At 43.6% G+C, this 21946-nt stretch carries 21 protein-coding genes and 1 pseudogene; 6 read left to right on the forward strand and 16 right to left on the reverse strand.

From position 1 onward, the window contains the following. Positions 1-59: 59 nt before the first annotated feature. The gene (gene ribD / locus JSY38_RS07580; protein ID WP_114411553.1) at positions 60-1232 is read right to left on the reverse strand and encodes a bifunctional diaminohydroxyphosphoribosylaminopyrimidine deaminase/5-amino-6-(5-phosphoribosylamino)uracil reductase RibD; all 1173 of its coding nucleotides are present in this window, start codon (positions 1230-1232) and stop codon (positions 60-62) included. Continuing rightward, positions 1229-1741: a transcriptional regulator NrdR gene (nrdR, locus tag JSY38_RS07585; protein WP_114411552.1), complete on the reverse strand. Its 513-nt coding sequence runs from the start codon at positions 1739-1741 to the stop codon at positions 1229-1231. The genes ribD and nrdR overlap by 4 nt, the downstream gene beginning before the upstream one ends. Before the next feature lie 160 nt (positions 1742-1901). Here nrdR and JSY38_RS07590 point away from each other — a divergent pair, with 160 nt between their 5' ends. Together JSY38_RS07590 and ettA are read left to right on the forward strand one after the other, a co-directional pair. Next, positions 1902-2807: a DMT family transporter gene (locus JSY38_RS07590; protein ID WP_205116250.1), complete on the forward strand. Its 906-nt coding sequence runs from the start codon at positions 1902-1904 to the stop codon at positions 2805-2807. A gap of 255 nt (positions 2808-3062) precedes the next feature. After that, positions 3063-4724 (forward strand): energy-dependent translational throttle protein EttA, encoded by a 1662-nt coding sequence (ettA, locus tag JSY38_RS07595; RefSeq protein ID WP_114411550.1) that lies wholly within the window; start codon positions 3063-3065, stop codon positions 4722-4724. A gap of 71 nt (positions 4725-4795) precedes the next feature. Here the strand turns inward: ettA and JSY38_RS07600 are convergent, their stop codons facing one another. From JSY38_RS07600 to JSY38_RS07620, 6 genes and pseudogenes are all read right to left on the reverse strand, one after another. After that, the gene (locus JSY38_RS07600; RefSeq protein WP_205116252.1) at positions 4796-5350 is read right to left on the reverse strand and encodes a HEPN domain-containing protein; all 555 of its coding nucleotides are present in this window, start codon (positions 5348-5350) and stop codon (positions 4796-4798) included. A 71-nt stretch (positions 5351-5421) separates the two neighbouring features. Next, positions 5422-5526 (reverse strand): annotated as a pseudogene (locus JSY38_RS18495) (helix-turn-helix domain-containing protein); the annotation flags it as partial. 53 nt (positions 5527-5579) lie between these two features. Continuing rightward, a complete protein-coding gene (locus JSY38_RS18500) occupies positions 5580-5723 on the reverse strand; it encodes a hypothetical protein (RefSeq protein ID WP_239544424.1) in 144 nt (47 codons plus the stop codon). A 32-nt stretch (positions 5724-5755) separates the two neighbouring features. Continuing rightward, a complete protein-coding gene (locus JSY38_RS07610) occupies positions 5756-6160 on the reverse strand; it encodes a type II toxin-antitoxin system HicB family antitoxin (RefSeq protein WP_205116255.1) in 405 nt (134 codons plus the stop codon). A 23-nt stretch (positions 6161-6183) separates the two neighbouring features. Beyond that, positions 6184-6384, reverse strand: coding sequence for a type II toxin-antitoxin system HicA family toxin (locus JSY38_RS07615; protein ID WP_239544426.1), 201 nt, complete (start codon positions 6382-6384; stop codon positions 6184-6186). A 191-nt stretch (positions 6385-6575) separates the two neighbouring features. Next, positions 6576-7532: a DMT family transporter gene (locus JSY38_RS07620; protein ID WP_205116258.1), complete on the reverse strand. Its 957-nt coding sequence runs from the start codon at positions 7530-7532 to the stop codon at positions 6576-6578. A gap of 136 nt (positions 7533-7668) precedes the next feature. Here JSY38_RS07620 and JSY38_RS07625 point away from each other — a divergent pair, with 136 nt between their 5' ends. Next, complete coding sequence (locus JSY38_RS07625; protein WP_205116260.1) at positions 7669-8130, forward strand: Lrp/AsnC family transcriptional regulator; 462 nt, start codon at positions 7669-7671, stop codon at positions 8128-8130. A 77-nt stretch (positions 8131-8207) separates the two neighbouring features. On the opposite strand, the gene JSY38_RS07630 is transcribed toward JSY38_RS07625, so the two are convergent. Beyond that, positions 8208-9821 (reverse strand): methyl-accepting chemotaxis protein, encoded by a 1614-nt coding sequence (locus JSY38_RS07630; protein ID WP_205116262.1) that lies wholly within the window; start codon positions 9819-9821, stop codon positions 8208-8210. A gap of 346 nt (positions 9822-10167) precedes the next feature. On the opposite strand from JSY38_RS07630, the gene JSY38_RS07635 reads away from it, so the two are divergent. Further along, a complete protein-coding gene (locus JSY38_RS07635) occupies positions 10168-11493 on the forward strand; it encodes a DUF2868 domain-containing protein (RefSeq protein ID WP_205116264.1) in 1326 nt (441 codons plus the stop codon). A gap of 3 nt (positions 11494-11496) precedes the next feature. Next, positions 11497-12858, forward strand: coding sequence for a DUF3482 domain-containing protein (locus tag JSY38_RS07640; protein ID WP_205116266.1), 1362 nt, complete (start codon positions 11497-11499; stop codon positions 12856-12858). A gap of 27 nt (positions 12859-12885) precedes the next feature. On the opposite strand, the gene JSY38_RS07645 is transcribed toward JSY38_RS07640, so the two are convergent. From JSY38_RS07645 to JSY38_RS07660, 4 genes are all read right to left on the reverse strand, one after another. Continuing rightward, positions 12886-13599, reverse strand: a complete 714-nt coding sequence (locus tag JSY38_RS07645; RefSeq protein WP_205116268.1) for a 1-acylglycerol-3-phosphate O-acyltransferase — start codon at positions 13597-13599, stop codon at positions 12886-12888. Between the two features lie 59 nt (positions 13600-13658). After that, the gene (locus tag JSY38_RS07650; protein WP_205116269.1) at positions 13659-15965 is read right to left on the reverse strand and encodes a bifunctional diguanylate cyclase/phosphodiesterase; all 2307 of its coding nucleotides are present in this window, start codon (positions 15963-15965) and stop codon (positions 13659-13661) included. Between the two features lie 129 nt (positions 15966-16094). Further along, positions 16095-17075: a 23S rRNA (adenine(1618)-N(6))-methyltransferase RlmF gene (gene rlmF / locus JSY38_RS07655; protein ID WP_205116271.1), complete on the reverse strand. Its 981-nt coding sequence runs from the start codon at positions 17073-17075 to the stop codon at positions 16095-16097. Positions 17076-17164: 89 nt separating this feature from the next. After that, positions 17165-18097, reverse strand: coding sequence for a LysR family transcriptional regulator (locus tag JSY38_RS07660; protein WP_114411539.1), 933 nt, complete (start codon positions 18095-18097; stop codon positions 17165-17167). A 115-nt stretch (positions 18098-18212) separates the two neighbouring features. On the opposite strand from JSY38_RS07660, the gene JSY38_RS07665 reads away from it, so the two are divergent. Next, positions 18213-19169 (forward strand): DMT family transporter, encoded by a 957-nt coding sequence (locus JSY38_RS07665; protein ID WP_205116273.1) that lies wholly within the window; start codon positions 18213-18215, stop codon positions 19167-19169. A gap of 1 nt (position 19170) precedes the next feature. Here the strand turns inward: JSY38_RS07665 and JSY38_RS07670 are convergent, their stop codons facing one another. From JSY38_RS07670 to JSY38_RS07680, 3 genes are all read right to left on the reverse strand, one after another. After that, positions 19171-19521 carry a DUF6164 family protein gene (locus JSY38_RS07670; RefSeq protein ID WP_205116275.1) on the reverse strand — a complete coding sequence of 117 codons (351 nt, stop codon included), beginning with the start codon at positions 19519-19521 and terminating at the stop codon, positions 19171-19173. 86 nt (positions 19522-19607) lie between these two features. Further along, entirely contained in the window at positions 19608-21176 is a 1569-nt protein-coding gene (locus JSY38_RS07675; protein ID WP_205116277.1) for an EAL domain-containing protein, read from the reverse strand. Positions 21177-21359: 183 nt separating this feature from the next. Next, positions 21360-21911: a DUF3833 domain-containing protein gene (locus tag JSY38_RS07680; RefSeq protein ID WP_205116279.1), complete on the reverse strand. Its 552-nt coding sequence runs from the start codon at positions 21909-21911 to the stop codon at positions 21360-21362. Positions 21912-21946: the final 35 nt, after the last annotated feature.

The raw sequence follows: 21946 nt of genomic DNA on the forward strand, positions 1-21946 counted from the left end.
AATTTTCAGGCATTTCAAAAAAAAAGCCTGAAAAAGCAATGACTCACGTTTCTTTATTTTTACAACTCTTCGTCAAAGTCGCCTTCAAGATCATCTTCAAAATCATCCTCTAGATAGCGTGGCTGGTATACTAAGCGCACATCTTGCCCAACTTGACGAACCGATTTAAGCGTCAGCTCAACCGCTTCATCCATTTCATCTAGTGGTAATTTGAACAAAGGTCGCGCACTGGAACCCAATAGTTTCGGCGCCATATAAACGACGATTTCATCAATCAGCCCAGCAGCTAAAAAACCACCGGCCAATTCAGCGCCGGCTTCCAACAAGACTTCGTTGATACCTGAATCAGCAAGTTGCTCCATCGCATCCAATAAATCTAGTCGCCCATCCAAACCTCGCGGTGAGAAACGTACCGTAACGCCTTTTTTTGTAAGCGTTTCTAAGTGTTCTGCTTCAACTTCCTCTTCAACCGAAAACATCCAAGCCTGATTCGTTGGATAAAGAATTTTCGCTTCAGGAAGAATCGACAAAGCCGTATCCATAATCACACGAATTGGCTGACGCACGCTTTTCGGATCGACTTCTTGATCATCATTGTCGATGCGCACTGTCATACTTGGGTTGTCCGCCAACACAGAGCCAATACCAGTAACGATAGCGTCACTTTGCGCGCGCAAACGCTGTACATCAAGACGCGCTGCTGAATCGGTAATCCATTGGCTTTCGCCAGATTCCATGGCCGTGCGGCCATCCATGCTCATGGCAAGTTTCACTCGCACATAAGGAAGACCCTCGCGCATGCGTTTGATAAAACCTAGATTCAGCGCTTCACACTCCGCTTCTAAAACAGGCCCAATTATTTCGATGCCGGCTTGTTTGATTTTTGCCAAGCCATTGCCAGACACTTCTGGATTCGGGTCTTGCATGCCATAAACAACGCGAGCGACACCCGCTTTAATCAAGGCATCGGCACAAGGCGGCGTTTTGCCTTGGTGACTGCAAGGTTCCAAGGTGACATAAGCCGTTGCGCCAACAGCGTCTTGATTCGCATCCGCCAAGGCGTTTACTTCGGCATGGCCTTCTCCGGCTTTAACATGAAAACCTTGGCCAATAATTTGCTGATCTTTTACCAAGACACAACCAACGCGAGGGTTTGGATGTGTGGTGTAGCGGCCTTTTTTTGCTAGTTGAATAGCTTTCGCCATCCAGTGCTCGTGATTAAAAACTGTCATGCTTCATCTTCTTTTTTCGATTCTGGGGCGGCGCTCTTCGACTCTGTAGTCGATGCACTGTGGCTTTCTAGACGATCTATTTCCTCACGGAATTCGCTGATATCTTTAAAGCTACGATACACAGAGGCGAAACGTACATAGGCGACTTGATCAAGACGCTTCAACTCTTCCATTACTGCTTCGCCAGTCCAACGAGAAGGCAATTCTCGCTCACCTGTGGCCTGCATTTTTTCTTTAATTCGGGTGATCGCAGTTTCTACCGCTTCAATGCTAACGGGACGTTTTTCAATGGCTTTAATAATGCCATTACGCAACTTGTCTTCATCAAAAGACTCTCGACTACCATCGCTTTTGATTAATTTCGGCATTTGCAATTCAGCCACTTCAAAGGTGGTAAAGCGCTCTTGGCAATGACTACAGGTACGACGGCGACGCACTTGTGCGCCTTCAGAAACCAATCGAGAGTCCACTACTTTAGTATCTTGAGTTCCACAAAAAGGGCATCGCATAGTGCTTCCAATATCGCTAATTTGGTGTAAGAATGCCTTAGACTAGGCCATCGCGTGATGGGTGAAATCATACCAACCCCGCCATAATATAGCTACAAAGCGACAGTGTGCGCTTGCATCATTCCTTTATTTAAGAGTGAATGATTTTATAAGGATTTATATGCCGTTCGCAGAGTTATCAGGCTTAGTTGCCGCCTTGTGTTGGACTATTTCAAGCCTGATGGCGCCAAACTTAATCCAACGCTTTGGCACCATGCGCTTTAATACCTTTCGTATTGTGATTGCCAGTTCAATTCTGTTAGCTATTTGCTTAATCACTCAACGATTCAATTCAACTTTGTGGCAACATGCTGAGATCGTCATGCTGTCAGGGCTGTTGGGGATTTTTATTGGCGATACCATGTTGTTTACCGCGGTTCATCGCCTTGGCCCTCGACGCACTGGCGTTCTGTTCGCTACCAACGCGCCCATGTCGATTCTATTGGGTTGGTTATTCTTAGGTGAAAACCTTTCTTTCAATCAACTCTTTGCCTGCGGTTTGGTATTAATCGGTGTGGTGATCGCTATTCTATTTGGCCGTAGAGTCAGCCTGCACGCTTGGGAACAAACCAAAGGCAAACTGAGCAGCGGGATTTTGCTTGCTCTTGGTGCTGCACTTGGTCAGGCCAGTGGCGCCTTACTTAGCAAACCCGCTTTAATTGATGGTGCCGATCCGATTGCCGTCTCAGCATTGCGAGTTGGCACGGCCGCTTTCGCTCTAGCGCTAGCATATGGTTTGTACTATCGACACAAACAACCTGCCGACGCTATTCCATTTAGTCAACTAACTCGAGCAGATTTTATGGGCATTGCCGCACTTGCCACCATTGGTATGGTAATAGGTATGAGCGTCTTAGTTTGGGGGGTTGGCAACGCCAATGTGGGTATTGTCACCACACTATCAGCCGTTGTTCCCGTATTGATCTTACCGGGATTGTGGATCACCACCGGCCAACGCCCGGCCTTCGGTGCTTGGGTCGGTGCGATTTTCGTTGTCGCTGGTGCGGCGTTGATTATTCTGAAATAGCCTGAGCTGTGCTATCCTTAGCTCACTAATTGCATTTGGCTCTCCATCGACTTGCTAGATTTTTTTGGCAACCCCGTGGAGCGTTTTAACGAAATAAATTCACGACGTTACGAGCAAAGCCAAGACGAGGCAAAAACCGACGAAAAAGCAGAGTTTATGGGTTATAAATGAGCATTTTGAGTCTGTTTTTAACAAAGTATTGGCGAGCGCAGTAGTCGTGCTAGGATTTCTAATCATAGGATAAGTTGACTATTTATGGCTCAGTTTGTATACAGCATGAACCGCGTTGGGAAAGTTGTTCCCCCAAAACGCGAGATTCTTAAAGACATTTCTCTTTCATTCTTCCCTGGCGCTAAGATCGGTGTATTGGGTCTTAACGGTTCTGGTAAATCCACACTACTGCGCATTATGGCGGGTGTTGATACCGAGCATAATGGTGAAGCACGTCCAATGCCGGGCATCAAAATCGGCTACTTGGAACAAGAGCCTCATCTTGATCCAGAAAAAAACGTACGCGGCATTGTTGAAGAAGCTTTCACTGATGTGATCGAAGCCATGGCACGTTTGGATGCAGTTTACGCAGAATACGCAGAGCCAGACGCAGACTTTGATGCCCTAGCAAAAGAACAAGGCCAACTTGAAGCCTTGATCGAAGCAAAAGAAGGCCACAACCTAGAACGCGCCCTTGAAGTCGCTGCTGATGCACTACGTCTTCCTCATTGGGATGCGAAAGTAGAACATCTTTCTGGTGGTGAGCGTCGTCGTGTTGCCTTGTGTCGTTTGTTGTTGAACAAGCCAGACATGATCCTTCTAGACGAGCCAACCAACCATTTGGATGCGGAATCCGTTGCTTGGCTAGAGCGCTTCCTAAAAGATTACCCAGGCACTGTTGTGGCGATTACCCACGACCGTTACTTCCTAGATAACGCCGCTGGCTGGATTCTGGAACTTGACCGTGGTCATGGTATTCCATACGAAGGTAACTACTCTTCTTGGTTAGAGCAAAAAGACGCGCGTCTACAAACCGAAGCGAAGCAACAAGCTTCTCACCAAAAAGCCATTAAATCTGAGCTTGAGTGGGTTCGCCAAAACGCCAAGGGTCGTCAGTCTAAATCCAAAGCCCGTTTGGCTCGATTCGAAGAAATGAACTCGCAAGAGTTCCAAGATCGTAACGAAACCAACGAGTTGTACATTCCACCAGGACCACGTCTTGGTTCTAAAGTCATCGAAATCGAAGGCGTTAGCAAAAGCTTCGAACACAAGATGCTACTAGAAGACTTCAACATGGTAGTGCCACAAGGCGCGATTGTGGGTGTGGTTGGTGGTAACGGTGCCGGTAAATCTACCCTATTCAAAATGATCGCTGGCATAGAACAACCTGACACAGGTACTGTCACCATAGGCGAAACCGTTCAGCTTGCTTACGTAGACCAAATGCGTGAACTAGACGGCGACAAAACTGTATTTGAAGAAATCGCTGATGGCCAAGACATGATCACGGTGCACAACTACAAAGTGCCGTCTCGTGCTTATATTGGTCGCTTTAACTTCAAAGGGTCTGATCAGCAAAAATTGGTTAAGCACTTGTCTGGTGGTGAGCGTAACCGTTTACACCTTGCCAAACTGCTTAAAGAAGGTGGCAACGTATTGCTACTGGATGAGCCGACCAACGACCTTGACGTAGAAACCTTACGTGCACTGGAAGACGCGCTACTGGCCTTCCCAGGCGCTGCGATTGTTATTTCCCATGACCGTTGGTTCCTAGACCGTATCGCGACACACATCCTAGCATACGAAGGCGATTCTAAAGCCGTCTTCTTCGAAGGGAACTACGCAGAATACGAAGCCGACTACAAACAACGCACCGGCAACGAAGCCACACCAACGCGTATCAAATACAAACGTATTGATGCGTAATTCTATTTAATAGGATTGGTTGGTTTGTATAGAAAGCCGCTTGCAGAGATGTGAGCGGTTTTTTATTGTCGTTATTCTGACTCCTGTAGATCAAAATATACATCCGATAATTTTAGCCATAAATTTTTCAGTCTATAATACTCAAAAACATCAGTTCGAAATTTTCCACCAATTATCTTATCTTCTTCCCAAAGAGCATTACGCGTAGCATCCCAGTGTTTCATCATGACTTCATGATTTTTTGGTATTGGATATCGCCCTTCCCAAATAACAAATTCTGACAATATACTTAATAAGAGAACTTCACCCTCATTTAGAGTTATTTTTGCGTGTTTAGCCAGCTCATGAATTTTATGGCTTTTTGGGAAACTACTGATTTTTCTTATACATATTGCTTTCAACATGACCTCATAAGATAAGCCAAACACCATTAAATAATTATCTAGGCACCCCAGCTCCACTGAAAACTCACTTTTTAAACCTAATCCCTTTATAAATTCACGCTCTTTTGGTGAATTCATTCCATCCCAAATCAAGCTTGCAGAAGCATACAATGAAACTGATTTTTGATACCAAAAAGATGAATTTCCTTCCATATGTTTATAAGTGGCTTCTGATGGCTTCATATACATGCTCCTACACACTACTATTAAGAGTCTCAAAAACTCTGAGGGTCTTTGGTGATTACAACCCTTTCTCAAGCAATCACTTCTATCCCTTTACGCTCTACTAGAGAAAGCATTTTCAGCGCTGCGCCTCTGGGTTTGCTTTCACCTTGCTCCCATTTTTTAACCAGCTTGTCGCTGACGTTTAAGTATTGTGCGAAAACAGGTTGTTTGAGGTTGTTGGCGAGTCTTAGTTTTTGACTTGCTCAGGCGTGAAGTCATGAATGGAGGTTAAACATAAGGTATCAAATTGACGCATGGTGGTTTTATCAATCGCACCCGCTTTTTTAAGGCCTTCTGTTGTCTTATGAACAGACTTTAAAATATCACTCATGACTTCGTATCCTTCGTTTAGCCAAAAATAAATTAGGTTAACTGTAGCACTTTCTTCGACGCTTCCGCCAAGAACCCAGAACGGGATTTGTATTTTGGATTCGCCGCCACTATTTTGTCGATTTTAGTGATCAGCAAATGCGGTAAGGTGACGTTGATTTTTTCACTTTTACCCAACAATGGTGTGATATCAACATTTACCACTGCCCACACGCCATCAGCGTAGTCTGGGTTGTCTTTGTGAGTTGCAATTGGGCTTGCGGTTAGAATGTCTTCCCCGTCTTCTAACAAGAGTTCAAGATGAGAAAAGATTGCTTCTTCAGCCATTTCCAGTGCTTCATCAAATGTATCGCCAGCCGAAAAGCAGCCGGGCACATCTGGCACAGTCACGCCGTAACTAACGCCATTATCGGTATGTAATACAATTGGGTATTTCATGGTTCACACCTCTGCTAAAGCTATTAATAAAGCTGAGCTTGTTTCTTTATGCTGTTAAAAGTACCAATCGGTAAATCTTTCTTTGGATGGGGAACGGTCACTGTGCCTTTTTTATTAGGATGCTTAAACTGCACGTGGCTGCCTTTTACTCTAACTTCATACCATCCGTCTTCGACTAGCATCTGGATTACCTCTCGGCTTTTCATATCAATCCTTTTCGCCATTCCTTTCCTTAGGAAAAATCATAATAACCCCAATAACCCTTAAAAACCCATTGCTTTTACATATAACTCCAATAACCCTAAAAATTTAAAACTATGAACTGATGGAGTCCCCTAAAAAAGCAAACCCCGCTTACCTAAGGTAAGCGGGGTTGAGTATTTCCGGTTAAAGAAGTCTGGTCAGACCAACAAAACTACCGCTTCTTCAAGATCCCACTCGCGATAACGACACCAACACTAACGAAGATGAGTCCGGCGATAGAGTAGCCTTCGAGGTGTTCGCCGAGTACAGGAATAGCGATAAGTGCGGCGAGTACTGGGGTGAAGGCGCCGATGGCGGCCATGTTTTCTGCACCGAGTTTTTGGATGGCGTAGCCGTAGGAAAAACCCGTCATCAAGCCAACAAGTAAGCTTTGCACAAGAATTTGCCCAGCCAACATATCCCACGAAGCATCCGCTAAGCCGCTAGAAGCCAACCCCGTTGCCCATAAGACAGCCAGCGCGATCAAGGACACTAAGCCCATCAACGCCGTTGATACTAATGGCGGCAATCCCGCAATTCGCAAACTCACGGTATACACAGCCCAGAAGAAACTCGCAGCCAGCAGTAATAAATCACCTTTCCATGTATTCTCTGGCGCGGTTAGTAGTGACAAACTGAGCAGAACAATCACGCCAATACTAACTAAACTCAAGCCAGTCTTACGTTCACGGCTGACTTTTTCTTGATAGAAAAGCACGGCCAGCAAGGTAACAAAGAAGGGAAAGGCACCAAGAATCAATAAACCTGCGTGAGACGCTGGCGCGTATTTCAAACCTGTGGCGCTTAGGTAGAAAAATGGCAGGCCTGCGCCACATATCACGCCCAACAAAAGCACCGGAGAAACCGCTTTAACTTGTGCTCTGGCGCGCCACAAAAAAGGAAACAGTAACAGAGCGGGCGGTGAGTATCGCAAAATGCCTAAATCAAAAGCAGTCAAGGTATTGGTCATGCCGGCACGCATACTGACCAGCCAAGATGCCCAAATCAAAATACTAACAAAAGCAGCCAATAGACCAAGGCGAAAACCCCAACCTGTAGCATATTGTTTGTATTTTGGTGGTTCTTGAGCGGATATTGATGATGTGTGTTGTGTCGCAGTTTGGGGCATAACCACCTCGTGGGAAATCGATAGCCTTATTATCTTCTTTCATTCGCGAGCATGTCCTTGCTATTTACCCTCAAGAAAGGCTACTTTTTAGCATATAACACTCAATTCAATTCTATAAATTACTAAGTGTGCCAATATGGATAAAACAGACCTAGAGATTCTCTCTCATCTGCAATCAGACGGACGCCTGACCAACGTCGCATTAGCGGAGGAAATTCATCTATCGCCCTCGCCTTGTTTACGTCGCGTGAAGCAATTGGAAGACACGGGAGTGATCGAGGGTTATCACGCCCGCATTGATCGTCAAAAAGCCGGATTTTCCATGACGGTGTTTGTGGAAGTACGCTTAAAAAGCCATGCGGGAGACAAGCACATCGTCTTTGAACAAGCGATCTTGGAAATGGAAGACATCATCAGCGCGCACTTAGTCTCTGGCATTGCGGATTATCGGTTAGAAGTGGTCGCAATGGATTTACAAGACTATGAGCGTATCCTAAAAGCCCTACAGTCTTTGCCTCATGTAAAAGACATTCAAAGCCATTTTGCTATTCGCTCGGTCAAAACAGCGGCGCCATTGCCATTAAAAAGAATGTCTTAAGCGACTTACCTCAGACTATAAATGAAAAAACCGCTTATCTTTCGATAAACGGTTTTGGTTTACGTTCCGTAGTAGAACTAAACTTTAAAGCTTCCAACTTGCTGATCAAGGTTTTGATACAGCGTAGTAATGTCTTTGGACTGCTGCTGGATAAGATCCGATACAGACTGAACAGAATCAGTTTGGTCTTTCAACGACACCATGTTTTGGTTGATGTCATTAGCAACAATCGATTGCTCTTCTGTCGCTTGTGCCGTTTGTGCCGCCATCTCCTGAACTTTTGCGAAAGATTCCTGCAAGCTATTAAACACCTTGGTTACTTCGTCAAAATTTTCCACAGTAAACCCAGCGTTATCACGGCTGTTCTGTATCGCTTTAGACGATTCTGCTACGTTGATTTTTAGTTTCTCAATCATAGACTCAATTTCATTGGTGCTGTCTTGAGTTCGCGTTGCTAAGGTACGAACCTCATCGGCGACCACTGCGAAACCACGACCTTGCTCGCCAGCACGCGCGGCTTCAATTGCGGCGTTCAATGCTAGCAAGTTGGTCTGTTCTGCAATGTTGCGAATCACTTCTAAGACAGAGGCTATGTTCTCAGAACTCTTTTGTAATTCATCAGAGCGGCCTAGTGCCAACTCTATATCAGAAACCAGTTCAGTAATCGCGTGCTGTGATTTATTGACTGCAGACATACCATTTTGCGTCAAGTTATTAGAATTCTTCGCTTCTTCTGCAGTATCACGTGCCACCGTCGCCATTTGTTGGTTAGACATGTCCATTTCATGGCCCGCACTGACAATAGAGGCCGACGCGTTTGCAAGACCAGTGGTAATATTTGCCGTTTGTGCAGCGGCATTATTTAGCTGGCCTGTCATTTGCCCTAAGGCATTTGATTGCTCATGAATACTGCTAATGATGCCTCGCAAACGACCTACAAAGTCGTTAAATTCATTGGCTAAGTCACCCAGTTCATCTTTAGTAGAAAACTCGATACGTTGAGTTAAATCACCATCTCCTTCGGATATTTCACGTATACGCTGTCCTAAGTAACGCACTTGATTAGTAAGCGTTTTAGGTGTTTTGTAGCTGAACCAAATAGCTACCAACAAGCCAATGATAACAATAGCAATCGCGAACTTTTCAAAATCTATTACTTTTTCTTCAAGAAGTTGTTTCGATTTTATTGCATGCTCATTAACCGCTTCGCCAGCCTGATCAAGAATGCCTCGAAGTGTGCTAAAGTCTGCGTTGGATTTTTTCTCTAATGTTGCAAAGTTAGGCGCACTTTTATCAATCGCAACAACAGCATTAGAAGAACTCAGCCACGCACTAAAGGATTTATCAAAATCACCCAGCGATTTATACACTTGCGGCTCAGCTGATAGATATTGACGAAATAGCGCTAAACGATCTTTAACCTGCTGCGCATTTTCTAGGCGGTCAGCGTCTTCGTCTGCACGCACTCCAATACCTGCGATCATTCTCTGCTCAGCAAGCTTAGCTTGATAAAGGTCACGATCCGCATTCAGAATGACCGCAGAGGCTTTACCATATGAATCGGCTTGAGAATCTAAGGCTGTTTTCAATTGATCTATAATGTATCCCATTGCAGTCATGGCGATCACAAAAGTAATACTCATTACAAGAGCAGGCAAAGAACTTTTCACCCGTATGGAATTAAAACGCATAAATTTGTCTCCTAACAAAACCACCGTGTGCACGGCACATAAGATGATAGTAGAGTGGCATAGCAAGATGAATCAATCTACATTAACAATTACCTACATTTATACTGCACTTAATAACTTATAAACACGCTTATCTTGACCTAACGCAATAAAACAAAACATGACACCTAACTTATTGATGAAACTATATTTTCAGATAAAACATTCAAGAAACTTCTCGGGCCTTTTGCCTTTATCGACAACATCAAGTAAAACAAAGTAGAGAGGAGAGCAATAGTGTCATTCCAAACATGCGGCATTGCAAAAAAGAGAAAGATCATCAGATGAAAAAGAGCAAAACGATAACATGACTTCCCCAACGCCCAACGCCAAATTGGCTCTGGCTGCATGGCTAGAAACCCACACTGCCTTTCGCCTACCAGCTCATGCAAATGATTTAAAATCGGCGCTCAACGCACTCGATTCAACACCAGAGCCCACCAGCTATTCGGCACAATTTGCCTCTCTAAAGCGTTATTTTAATCGCGCTATTGTCGTGCTAATGATGTTTTGCGCGTTGTTAGGATTCATGGCTGTTCCTCCTGCCTTTTCTATAAATCAGTCTAATCAAGCCAATATTTTTTGGTTGTTTATTATTTTACTGGGTTTCCACATGCTGAATTTGGCGGTTTGGACTCTCACCATGCTAACTACTATGAAACAGCAGGCAAACAGCAAGGGAATGCTTCTTAGCCTATTGATTTTTATAAATAATAAAGTAAGTAAGCATTCACATATAGAAAAGAATGTCAGTGCCGCTTACCTACATTGGCAGTGCCCTAATCACACCAATAAATGGTTAATCAGCAGTCTGTCACATGGCGCTTGGGGATGTTATTTATTGGCAGGCTGGATAATGACCTTACTCTTACTGCTTACCAATCAAATTAACTTTGTTTGGGAAACAACGCTTTTGAGTGATGAGGCTTTTATTAAACTGACGCAAACATTGAGTGTCATTCCACAATGGTTTGGCATTTCGCTACCCAATCAATTAGACATTTTAGCTAGCCGTGTGGATCTCATTTCGCAAACAGCCGCGACAAGACAGCATTGGGCTAATTTTTTGCTGGCAAGCATTATGATTTATGGCGTCTTCCCAAGAGTATTTTTAACGCTAGTTTGTTTGAGCATATACAGAGTTAAGCGAGCAATGCTGCCCCTAAGCACACAAGAAAGAATTATTAAAAATCGCTATCGTCAACCAGAAAGCCAAAGCCGCCATATTCTAGACACAGAGCATAATTCAGACTCACAAGCTGGCGGTGAACATATTTCAGAGCTACGAAGCGAGCTTCCTAAGTCGGCCTTTTTACAGCACTGGGCATTGTTTGAATGGAGTACAGAGACACCGAGGCCGTTACACCCAGCAAAGTCTCTAACTATGCTAAACAGTCGGGAGGAGCAGTCGCATTTTTTGGAGGTCACACATAATGAGCCCATGTATTTACTGGTAAACGCCCGACAAAGTCCAGACAGAGGGACAAGGCGTTTTCTCAGGCTCGCGCGCGGCCATTACCCTTCCTTAAACTTGGTACTATATGACGCAAAAAACAGCGCATTCCAAGACGATTGGCAACGTCTTGCAAGAGAAACGCGGGTACCTTCAACATCTCTGCAGTCAAAGGATTAAGCTGTGTCTATTTCTCTTTTAGTGGTTGGTCACGCCAATACTGGTAAAACATCATTGATCCGTACCTTGCTACGTCGTCATGACTTTGGCGAAGTAAACGACAGAGCAGGCACCACTCGTCACGTAGAAAGCGTGAACATTCAGATAGGCAAGCAATCTGTTCTGACTCTAACCGATACTCCAGGATTTGAAGACTCTATTGGGCTTTGGCAGATTCGCCATTCAGCGGCATTTCACTCTTATCAAGGTACAGACTGGCTGCAAGCATTTAACGAAAGTCATTTTGCACAAGATGAATTTGAACAAGAAGCCAAGATCCTAAGGCAGTTAACACAGTGTGATATTATTTTATATGTCATCGATCTACGCCAAGCGCCATTAGGTAAATATTTAGATGAGCTAGCACTCTTGGCCAGCGTCAATAAGCCGATTATTCCGATTCTTAACTTTAGCGCCGCGGACAGCATTCACATGGAAGCGTGGCGAAAAGTTTTGGCGGAGCGCCACCTACATGCGGTTATTAAATACGACACTGTCGCGTTTTACTTTGAAGATGAAAAGCGTCTCTATCAGAGCATTCAGAGCCTAATGCCAGAAGACTACGACTTAATCACACTTCTTATCCAAAACCGAGAAGGTGCCGCTCAATTACGCCGTTCGATGGCCTGTAACCTATTATCTGACTTGCTGCTAAAAGCCGCCAGTACGCGACTAGCGTGCTCCAGTTACCCTCCTCAAAACGAAGAAGTACGCCTTTTCGAAGACGAAATACGTACTCTCGAACGAGACTACACCAGTCAGCTTTTACGACTGTATGAATTTCAGCCAGAAGACCTAATTGCATCACCATTAGACATTCAAAACGCTCGCTGGGAACAAGACCTGTTCGACGCAGATACGCTAAAAGAATGGGGGATTGAAACCAGCACGAGCGCGTTAACTGGCGCAGCAATTGGAGCAGGTATTGATGTTATGTCTGCTGGCCTCACATTAGGCACAGCTACCACGATTGGAGCTATCTTAGGCGCAACATGGAAAACTGGACAGCATTATAAAGACACATTGAAAAGCAAATTCACCAAACAGCATTTTTTGTGCCTCGATCAGGCCACGCTAACCTTATTATGCCTACGAGGCATTAACGCTATTCAGCACTTTCATCAACGAGGACACGCATCACAACAGGCTTATCAACTATCGCCTAAATCACCAAGCAGCGACCTAATGGATCGCATCAAACCTTACTTTAAACAGGCTCAGCAGCACCCTGAATGGTCACAACAAGATTTACCGGATGATCATCCGAGCAAGCAGGGAGTCAAGAGACAACTAGAAGAAACCATAGACTCACTTCACCACCCATAGAGTCATTTGTCTTTATAATAAGACTTATTACGTAAGCTCTTTATCGAGACGTTGTTTGGTTTCATGCATCAGGGTTTCACAGGTTGTCATCAGCTGCACAACATCAGTTTCATGCAATCCAGTGGTATCAATTGGAGGCAACATTTCAACAACAACCTTGCCGTTATGCAGACGATTTAAATTTACCTGATTGTGCGTGCTGCTACAGACGATAGGAATAATAGGAACCCCAGCTTGAACCGCGGCGTGGAAAGCACCGCGTTTAAACGGCAGCCATCCACGTCCCCGGCTGCGCGTGCCTTCTGGAAACATCCAAATAGATAAGCCCGTCTTTTTCATGCTAGAGACAATCTGATCAATGGTAGCTATCGCCTGCTTACGGTCCTCTCGGTTGATCAAAAAATTACCACTGGCCCAATACAAAGCACCAAAGAAAGGAATCCAACGCAAGCTTTTTTTACCAACCGTCACTACACCTTCAGGCACGACTGCCGCCAGCGTGCATAGGTCAAAATTATTTTGGTGATTAGCAACATAAACGGCTTGAGGAACCGTTTTTGCCAAGTCAGAAACTCGTGACTCAACAGACAATCCAAACAGTCTCGCGACCTTCGCGAACACACGCCCTAGATAGTAAACACGGTTTTTTGACCATAAGGTGAGTAAGCAAAACACTATACCCAGTAGTGTTACGCCTACCACCAACAATAATAGCAATGCCATCCGTATCAAAAGCAACATAATTGGATTAACCTAACTTAAACAACGAGCAAGATTGATGTCTTATTAAAATGTATGATTTAACGCGAATGAAATGCTTCACGCCATTTGAAAAAATCTTCTGGTGACAAAGGCTTAGAGAAGAAATAGCCTTGAATTTTATCACAATGATAATACCTTAAAAGCGCCGTTCCTTCTGCATTTTCTGCACCTTCAGCGGTAACCTGAAAGCCCAAACTATGAGATAACTCAATGGTTGCCTTCGTAATAAACTCGTCACCTTTATTGGTATCAATAAACTGAATAAAAGCTCGGTCGATTTTAACCTCGTTAACTGGCAACTCACGTAAATAAGACAATGAAGATTGACCTGTACCAAAGTCATCAATCGCAAGATGAACACCCATGTCCTGCAATGCCTTTAGCACACCGATCACTTTTTCTCGATCTTTCATCACTGCGCTTTCAGTCACTTCTAATGCAAGCGCCCGTGTCGGTAAACGATTCGTCTGCAATGCTTCAGAGACAATAAAGGGCAGCTGTTCATCTAACAAATCATGGGCAGATAAATTCACAGCCACACGGATTTCATGGCCTTGAGCCCACCACTTACTCAGCTGAGATAAAACGGTGTTCAATACCCATTTGGTTAATTGCTGGATGCTACCGGCGTGTTCCAATAAAGAAATAAACTCATCAGGGGGGAGAAAGCCGAGCTCAGGATGAATCCAGCGAATTAATGCTTCAGCTTCATGACAATCATCTCCTGCTAAACCAACCTTAGGTTGATAAACAACAAACAACTGGCCACCATCTAATGCGGCGGGTAAATCTCGAATAATGGTCAATTGTCTACGATGGTTTTCGTCTTGGCCCACTTCATAAAAAACACACAATTTACTTGAGTCACTTGCTTCATCAGCAACAATGTCTAAACGCCTCATCGCACTATTGACGGTAGCGGTTGCGTGCTCGATGGGAAGCACAGCAATACTGATATCCAAACGAATACTCGATCCTTTTTCGATTTCAAATTCATTATGAAAAAAGCACTTTAAATCTTTACAATCTTGCTCAGTAATAGGGCGATCAAAAATCAGCAAAAATTTGTCCGCATTCAATCTTGCTAACTTCTTCGCATCATGTCCCCATGTTTGCAGGCGTTCCGCCACTTTAGATAACAACAAGTTACCAACATCAAAACCCAGCATATTATTGATATCTTTAAAGTGACGAATATTAACAAGCACCAAACCACCCCGCTCTTTGGGTAAGGTGTCGCTTAAATACTGTTCTACCGCACTCTGATTGAATAACCCGGTGAGCTGATCATGTGAAGCCCGATAGGTGAGTTCTTCTTCCCTGCTGATAATAGAGTCCTGCATTGTCTTCATGGTATGAGACAACACACCAAACTCGCCACCGATATTCGGTGCACTAACCTTTTCTTTCGTTCCACCCAGACCGATTTGCTGGGCGTAACCTACCAAACGACCAATCGGTTTAGTCATATTTCGGGCCAAAGCAATACCAAATAACAAAGCCAAAGCCAAGGCGCCGGTAAAGATCAGTATCAGTTGATTGCGCGTATCGCGATAACTTTCTAGCCAGGGGTCATAGGGCAAATGAATAATGCCCCACTGGTTCGTCACACCTATATCGACACCTAAAGATAAGTACTTTTCGTCATCCGAGAACACAGGAGAACTGATAATGTCTTTAATATTACCGATCTCTTTTAATAAGGCATCTTTTTCTATAGAAGGTAAGGTAGATGCACCTGACAGCATATTTGTGTTTTGTGTTTCGTAGACAAAGCTGATGTCCAAACCTGTTACATTTTTAATTCGTTCAGCCAACGCTTGATCTAACAAAAACGCCATGCCAACCCAAGCCACCACATTCGGCGCTCTGATCGGTACTAAAACAAGTTGATAAGCACGATTATCTAACGCCACCATCGTACTAATAGACGACCCGCGAGAACGGCGTGCCGCAAATACTAGTTCGGCAACTGTATCGGTAATATTAAGCGGCTGTGTGGCAGTAATCAGTTCGCCACGAGGTGTCACTAGAAGAGAAATATCTGCATTAATACGCGCACCATGATTTTGCAAAACAGAGCGAATCGTACCAGTTTCCCTAGTAGCGACCGCTTGCTTAAAACCAAAATCCGAAGTTAATATTTCTACCCCTTTGGTAAGTTGCTCGGCGCGTGCAGCTAAAAATAAGTCGAAAACATTATGAGATACATCAATTGATTGTACCCCTTGCTTATAGTTGTCTTCTTTTAACGACGTCAAGACCGCCAATGCCGTGCCTAATTGAGCGAGTGCCAGCAACAATAAGACAAACATGATTAATCGAGATTGAAAGCTTTTTAGCAATTTAAGACCTCTCAAATGCTAATCACACAGGCGACTTAGCTTAAATCCAAAAAAACGTAAAGGTGCTCAAGAATAATAGGGCTTATAATACTTTTATACTATATCAGCAGGGTATCAAATAATTGACACCTAATTTTGCCAATAGTTGTCTTTCCAATAATCAATCTGATCGTCTCCAAGAAAGCTCCATGCGACAAATCGACTGATTTTCTGACCTTGTGCCATTTCAATCGTTTTTACCTGACGAACGCCAACGTCTTTCAACGTACGATAAATCGCGTCTAGATTACCTTGCCGAGCCACTAACGAAGTAAACCAAAAACAACGATCTGCGTATTGCACACTTTCTTTGACCATACGAGACACAAAACCAGCTTCACCACCCTCACACCATAACTCTGCAGCCGTGCCTCCAAAATTAAGTACAGGCTTCTCGGTGGTTGTTTTGCCTTTCACGCCACGCCATTTGCGCTGAGATTCATCAATCATAGCAGATTCACTGGTATGAAATGGAGGATTACAAAGGGTCAAATCAAAACGGTCTTTTTCCTTCCAAACGCCATCAAATAACTTGGCAGACTGAGTTTGCAAACGCGCTATAATCGCACTTTTCAAACAAGCGTTAGATTTAACAATAGTCTCACACGTTGCCACAGCAACCGGATTAACATCCGAGCCAACAAACTGCCAACCATACTCTTGGTGACCAATGATCGGATATACGCAATTCGCACCAATACCAACGTCTAATACTTTCACGCCTTTACCGCGAGGAATAACACCTTCATTACTGCTTGCTAATAGATCTGCGAGATAATGAATGTAATCGGCTCGACCCGGAATAGGTGGACAAAGGTAGCCCGGTGGAATGTCCCAAAAGGCAACACCATAAAAATGGCTAAGCAAGGCCCGATTCAAGGTTTTTACTGCATCTGGATTAGCAAAATCTACCGATTCATTACCGTATTGGTTGAGTTGAATATAATTAGAAAGCTCAGGACAAGAATCCGCCAATAAAGCAAAATCATAACGCGCACGATGCGGATTACGAGGATGAAGCTCTAACTTGTTAGAGCGTTTACTTTTTGTATTCTTGCTTTTTAAGACCACAGTGATGCCATTGTTTTAACCCAAAATGCGAGTATAACCGAATTCCTCAGATTGAACTAAATGTGCAGGATCTTCACGGCTATGTAAAGTCACGACTCCGGATAAGGAATGAGTCCTTTGGCCACCTCTTCCGTAAGTTTTCTAAACCATTCAACAGCGGGATCTCGCTCAATACTTTTTGGCCAGCTTAAAAAATATTTTGAGTCAGGAAACTCAACAGGTAAGGGTTTCATAGTGAGATTAAATTGCTCACAGAATCGCTCCGCCAACAAACCACTCGTACTAATGAGTAAGGATGTACGCCCTACTGTTTCTAACGCGGATAAAAAATATGGCGTCCGGAATGCAAATCGTCGCTCATGGGCCCTATCGGCCAACACGAAGTCGCTCACTACACGTCGAGTTCCTCCCATACTAACCAAAACATGAGAGAAGCTTAAATACTCATCAAGGCTAATCTGATCTTGCTTGGCAAGGGGATGATTGTTCGACATGATGCAGCGAAATTTTTCACGTCCCAGCAAAATTTTTCGGTAAGTGTTGGGGATTTCAATGTATTCACTACATAACACAACATCAACAGAATGCTCGGTTTGACTCAATAAGCTGGTTTCGGTAATGGTCGTAGTCTCCAACGAGGCAAATGGCGCTTCTTGATAAAAGCGTTCGGCGATTGCAGGCACGTAGGCTTGCGCCTGATAGTGGGTGGTTTGTAAGCGAAACACCCGGTTGCTGCTTTGCGGTTGAAAATCAGGCGAAGATTCCAGTCCCTCCATTTGCTCTAACATAAGCTTTAATGGTGCTTCGAGAATGAGGGCTTTTGATGTCGGCACCATGCCTTTTGAGGTACGAATGAACAAGGGATCGTCAAAAGCATCACGCAGTCGATTTAACAATCGACTCATTGCAGATTGACTCAAGTACAACCGATCTGCAGCCCGCCCAACATGGCGTTCTTCCAATAAATACAAAAGCCCTGTCAGGGACTTCAAATCCAGATGTTGTAGCGAGCTTGGAATCATGACTAAATCCCGATATATGCATAATAATTAGAACTATTATGCATTGGATTTGTTTTGCAAGGGAAGCCATTATGACACTCCGAATGTATATCTCCTGTTATAAGGTTCTCTTTTTATGCCAACAGTAAAACAAGCATTTTTATACGGCTTATTTTTCAGCTCCATTACCGTCTTGTTTTGGGGCATGCTGCCCATTGCCCTAAAACTGTCAGGCGATTTTTCTGATCCTATTACACTGACTTGGTTACGTTTTTCGGTGGCGGCCATCCTTTTAGGCTTATGGCAATGGCAACGCGGCAAGCTAAGCGAGTTCACATCGCTTTCTAAAAAAGACTGGTTACGTCTTTTTGCTGCAGGAACCTTCTTGATCATTAACTACACCAGCTTTGCCTGGAGCTTGAACTTCCTACTACCAGGCTCGGCACAGCTAAGTTTTCAAGTTGCCCCTCTATTTCTTGCCCTAGGCGGTTTGTTTTTCTTGAAAGAGAGCATTAACTGGCAGCAATGGTTATGCTTTGTGGGGATTGGATTAGGTATGCTGGTTTTTTTCCATCCTATTTTTGCTCAAGGCAGTCAAGGCTCCATCTGGATAGGCTTCGCAATTATTCAGCTATCAGCAGCGGCATGGTCTATGTATGCATTGCTGCAAAAGTCGTTATTTAAACGCTTGGCGCCAACAAATATTTTACTAGCAATTTATGTCTATGCCTTAGTTGTTATGCTGCCTTTTTCATCACCAAGTGAGTTGTTTGAGATGTCACCTAATGAGATATGGATCGCGGCTTTCTGCTGTCTTAATACGGTCGTTGCCTACGGGGCCTTCGCTCAAGCTATGCGCTATTGGCAAACGGTTCAAGTTAGCGCGTCCATCGCTCTAACGCCGGTTATGGCTTTCATCCTTACCGAGCTTTGTGTGGCATTTGGGTGGTGGGCTAACAGCATAAGCTCTTCTCATGCTGATATATTAAGTCTGTTTGGGATGCTTATTGTGGTGGCCAGTGCGATCAATGTGCAGCTGATTAGTGCTCGCGTGCAACGCAAAGCCGCCCTACTTGCGAACCCTCAGCCTTAGATCATATCCATAAAGTAAAAGGTAAAATAGACACACTCAAGATCAGCAAGACAGCGATAAGAGTGAAAAAGGCTTCGGCAGGGTTCTGTCGCGCATGCTGTAAATAACCAAGTATCCACTGCCCAAATGAAATAGAGCGCATGGTTTGAGCGCGGGCAATTTGATCTTCACGAATCAATTCTCTCGCTTTAATCGCTTGCTCTTTGTCTTTTACCCACAAGCCAGCCATGGATATTTGCCAACGACCAGCAGAGGTTTCATAAAAGGCGATGTCATTCTCGGCTAACAACTGACGAATCTCGTCCGCTTCCTCATCGGGAACATATTTAAGCCGAAAAACCAGAGTGGACATATTGTTTAGCCTTACGTCGAGAAAATTAAGCGGTAGAGAGTAAGAGAAGCGCTACAAGAATACAATCTTACATCATTTCTAATGCTTTATTTTGCGGCATTTTCAATAGAATTATTGCGTGCTATCCACGTAATAATTTGATCCTTTGGAAGTGGTCTACAGAAATAATAACCTTGAACCCTATCTACTCCCAACAGCCTAACAGCCTCAAGTTGATCTTCACGCTCCACACCTTCAGCAACTAATTTCATGCCCAGCTCTTTAGCCAAGATAGTAATTGACGTTAATACTTGGCGCGTAAATTGGTCATCTTTCAAATTGGCAATAAATACTTGATCGAGTTTTAAAGTGTCGTACGGAAAACGGCGCAGAAAGTCTAAACCAGAATAACCTGTACCAAAGTCATCCACAGACAGTCCAATACCCAAAGCCTTAATGTGTTCAAAGCGACTCACCATTAGCGGCAATTCGTCGTGGTTCAGCACGCTAGTTTCTGTTACTTCAAGGCCTAAGTGACCTTTTAATTCTGGGTATTCTTCTAAAATACTCGCCAGCTTGGGAGCAAAGCTTTCTTTAAGTAAACTAAACCGATCAACATTGACAGAGGTTTTAATATCGATAAGTTGATCAGGATACTCTCGATAAAACGCTCCGACCTTACGAATAACCACCCATGTAAGTTCGTCCATCAACCCCAATTCACTGGCCACTTTCACAACGACTAAAGGTGATACATACCCATGATGCAAAGATTGCCAACGGAGTAATGCTTCCATCTCAAGAGATTCACCCGGATTTAGCGAAACAACAGGTTGAAAGTACACATCAATCTCAGCATTTTTAATGGCCCGGCGAATGCAGTGCCGCATTGAACGCCGATAATAAACACTGATTAAATGCGCAGTGTAAAAAGCCAAAAACAAAACTAGCCAAACAGCGAATATGAAAGGAGCGAAGGAGTACAGACGTTGCCAATACAAGTTAGAGGGAAGAAAAACATCTAATGTCACCGACCAATCGTCCAATGATACAACCTTCTTATTCCATATATCTGAATCCATACCATCGCGATTGGAAGACAATATTCGCTTACCTATGGTTAATTCATAAAAATAGTCGGGTAATATTATGGGATCGATAAGAGTGGAAAATCGAATAGGTGGTGCTAAGCCGTTTACACCAATTCCATTTTCGCCCTGATAAAAGGCAAAAAATGTTGCTTCGCCCAATGATTTCGAGCGCACCAAAGAAACGGTTTTACGGCCAGCACTGCTTTCGATACGAGTAACAATCGATGAAAAAATGGGAATATTAACGACTCCATAATTGGAGCAGAACACACGGAAGTCTTTATCAAAAAGCCCGAGTTCTTTAAACGTTGGTGAGTAAAATACCAATCGCTTTAAACGAGTAGCATCCTCTTCCTGACAAGATAATCCTGCACTATCAACCACCGTTTTTAATTCAGAAAAAATACCTTCCATCTGAGTTATCAGTATATTTTCAGCAGCTTTGGCTTTGTTGTCTAAGTCATGTAGCAAGAAGAAATAAAGACTAACGGTGAAAAGAGGAATACTGATAAGTAAAGAAAGGAAACCATAATAAAATAACACTTTCTTCTTATAAGGAACCAATGCCGTAACACTGCCAAACATATGATAGCTTCCCTCTTATTTCACTCGTTAACTAACATTACATTATCTCGGTTCACCGATAGAATTTTTTTAATAAATAAAAGTTAAAAAAAAGACTACCTAATGGTAGTCTTTCATATATAACATAAAATACAGAGCATTTTCTTTAGATGTATATAGAAGCTGCTGAAATAAACGATTCAATCAGCGAGCTGTTTTTTCAATCACAATTGATAAATATCCCACCTCTACACCAAACTTTTTCATTACAGACTCATTAATTACCACACCTTCTTTGACCATATACATACGATCATCAACATTCACTTCTAGCAAATCACCATCGTAAGGCACTTGTAGAACATAGTTCATAAACAGGGAGTTACCAGCAATTTTAATATCACCAGTGCCTACCACATCATTAGCAGTAGCCGAATAACGCCCTTGATCGTCTGGGGTCATAATCCAAGTTCTTTCTTGCACTTCGCCATCATCAAATACAAAAACTTCAGCGAGAGTACCAACCCCATTATCCCAACTACCTTCTAACGTGGCATTAAAATAACGGGTCACTTCACCGCTACGATTCTTTAAAATTCCGTGAGCGGTAAGAGAACCAGAAAAGAAGGTTTGCAATTCGAATTTAGGCTCATTTTTAGCGTATAAAGACACATCAGGTGTCGAACATGCCGTTAGCAATAACAAGCAACATACCGCTGAGATTTTAACCATGATGGAGCGACAAACATTCGTCATAATATTTCCTTTAAAAATTGGAAGCCTAAAAGTGT

The sequence above is a fragment of the Marinomonas foliarum genome (genome assembly GCF_016906065.1).
In the GTDB taxonomy this organism is placed as follows: domain Bacteria; phylum Pseudomonadota; class Gammaproteobacteria; order Pseudomonadales; family Marinomonadaceae; genus Marinomonas; species Marinomonas foliarum.

Excerpts from the sequence above, each read along its gene's own strand:
- JSY38_RS07600 (WP_205116252.1), bottom strand. The coding sequence starts at position 5,350 with ATGAAGCCATCAGAAGCCACTTATAAACATATGGAAGGAAATTCATCT.
- JSY38_RS07615 (WP_239544426.1), bottom strand. The coding sequence starts at position 6,384 with ATGGCGAAAAGGATTGATATGAAAAGCCGAGAGGTAATCCAGATGCTA.
- JSY38_RS07665 (WP_205116273.1), top strand. The coding sequence starts at position 18,213 with ATGCCAACAGTAAAACAAGCATTTTTATACGGCTTATTTTTCAGCTCC.
- ettA (WP_114411550.1), top strand. The coding sequence starts at position 3,063 with ATGGCTCAGTTTGTATACAGCATGAACCGCGTTGGGAAAGTTGTTCCC.
- JSY38_RS07670 (WP_205116275.1), bottom strand. The coding sequence starts at position 19,521 with ATGTCCACTCTGGTTTTTCGGCTTAAATATGTTCCCGATGAGGAAGCG.
- JSY38_RS07625 (WP_205116260.1), top strand. The coding sequence starts at position 7,669 with ATGGATAAAACAGACCTAGAGATTCTCTCTCATCTGCAATCAGACGGA.
- JSY38_RS07660 (WP_114411539.1), bottom strand. The coding sequence starts at position 18,097 with ATGATTCCAAGCTCGCTACAACATCTGGATTTGAAGTCCCTGACAGGG.
- nrdR (WP_114411552.1), bottom strand. The coding sequence starts at position 1,741 with ATGCGATGCCCTTTTTGTGGAACTCAAGATACTAAAGTAGTGGACTCT.
- JSY38_RS07675 (WP_205116277.1), bottom strand. The coding sequence starts at position 21,176 with ATGTTTGGCAGTGTTACGGCATTGGTTCCTTATAAGAAGAAAGTGTTA.
- JSY38_RS07620 (WP_205116258.1), bottom strand. The coding sequence starts at position 7,532 with ATGCCCCAAACTGCGACACAACACACATCATCAATATCCGCTCAAGAA.
- JSY38_RS07590 (WP_205116250.1), top strand. The coding sequence starts at position 1,902 with ATGCCGTTCGCAGAGTTATCAGGCTTAGTTGCCGCCTTGTGTTGGACT.
- JSY38_RS07680 (WP_205116279.1), bottom strand. The coding sequence starts at position 21,911 with ATGACGAATGTTTGTCGCTCCATCATGGTTAAAATCTCAGCGGTATGT.
- ribD (WP_114411553.1), bottom strand. The coding sequence starts at position 1,232 with ATGACAGTTTTTAATCACGAGCACTGGATGGCGAAAGCTATTCAACTA.
- JSY38_RS07610 (WP_205116255.1), bottom strand. The coding sequence starts at position 6,160 with ATGAAATACCCAATTGTATTACATACCGATAATGGCGTTAGTTACGGC.
- JSY38_RS07645 (WP_205116268.1), bottom strand. The coding sequence starts at position 13,599 with ATGTTGCTTTTGATACGGATGGCATTGCTATTATTGTTGGTGGTAGGC.
- JSY38_RS07630 (WP_205116262.1), bottom strand. The coding sequence starts at position 9,821 with ATGCGTTTTAATTCCATACGGGTGAAAAGTTCTTTGCCTGCTCTTGTA.
- JSY38_RS18500 (WP_239544424.1), bottom strand. The coding sequence starts at position 5,723 with ATGAGTGATATTTTAAAGTCTGTTCATAAGACAACAGAAGGCCTTAAA.
- JSY38_RS07635 (WP_205116264.1), top strand. The coding sequence starts at position 10,168 with ATGACTTCCCCAACGCCCAACGCCAAATTGGCTCTGGCTGCATGGCTA.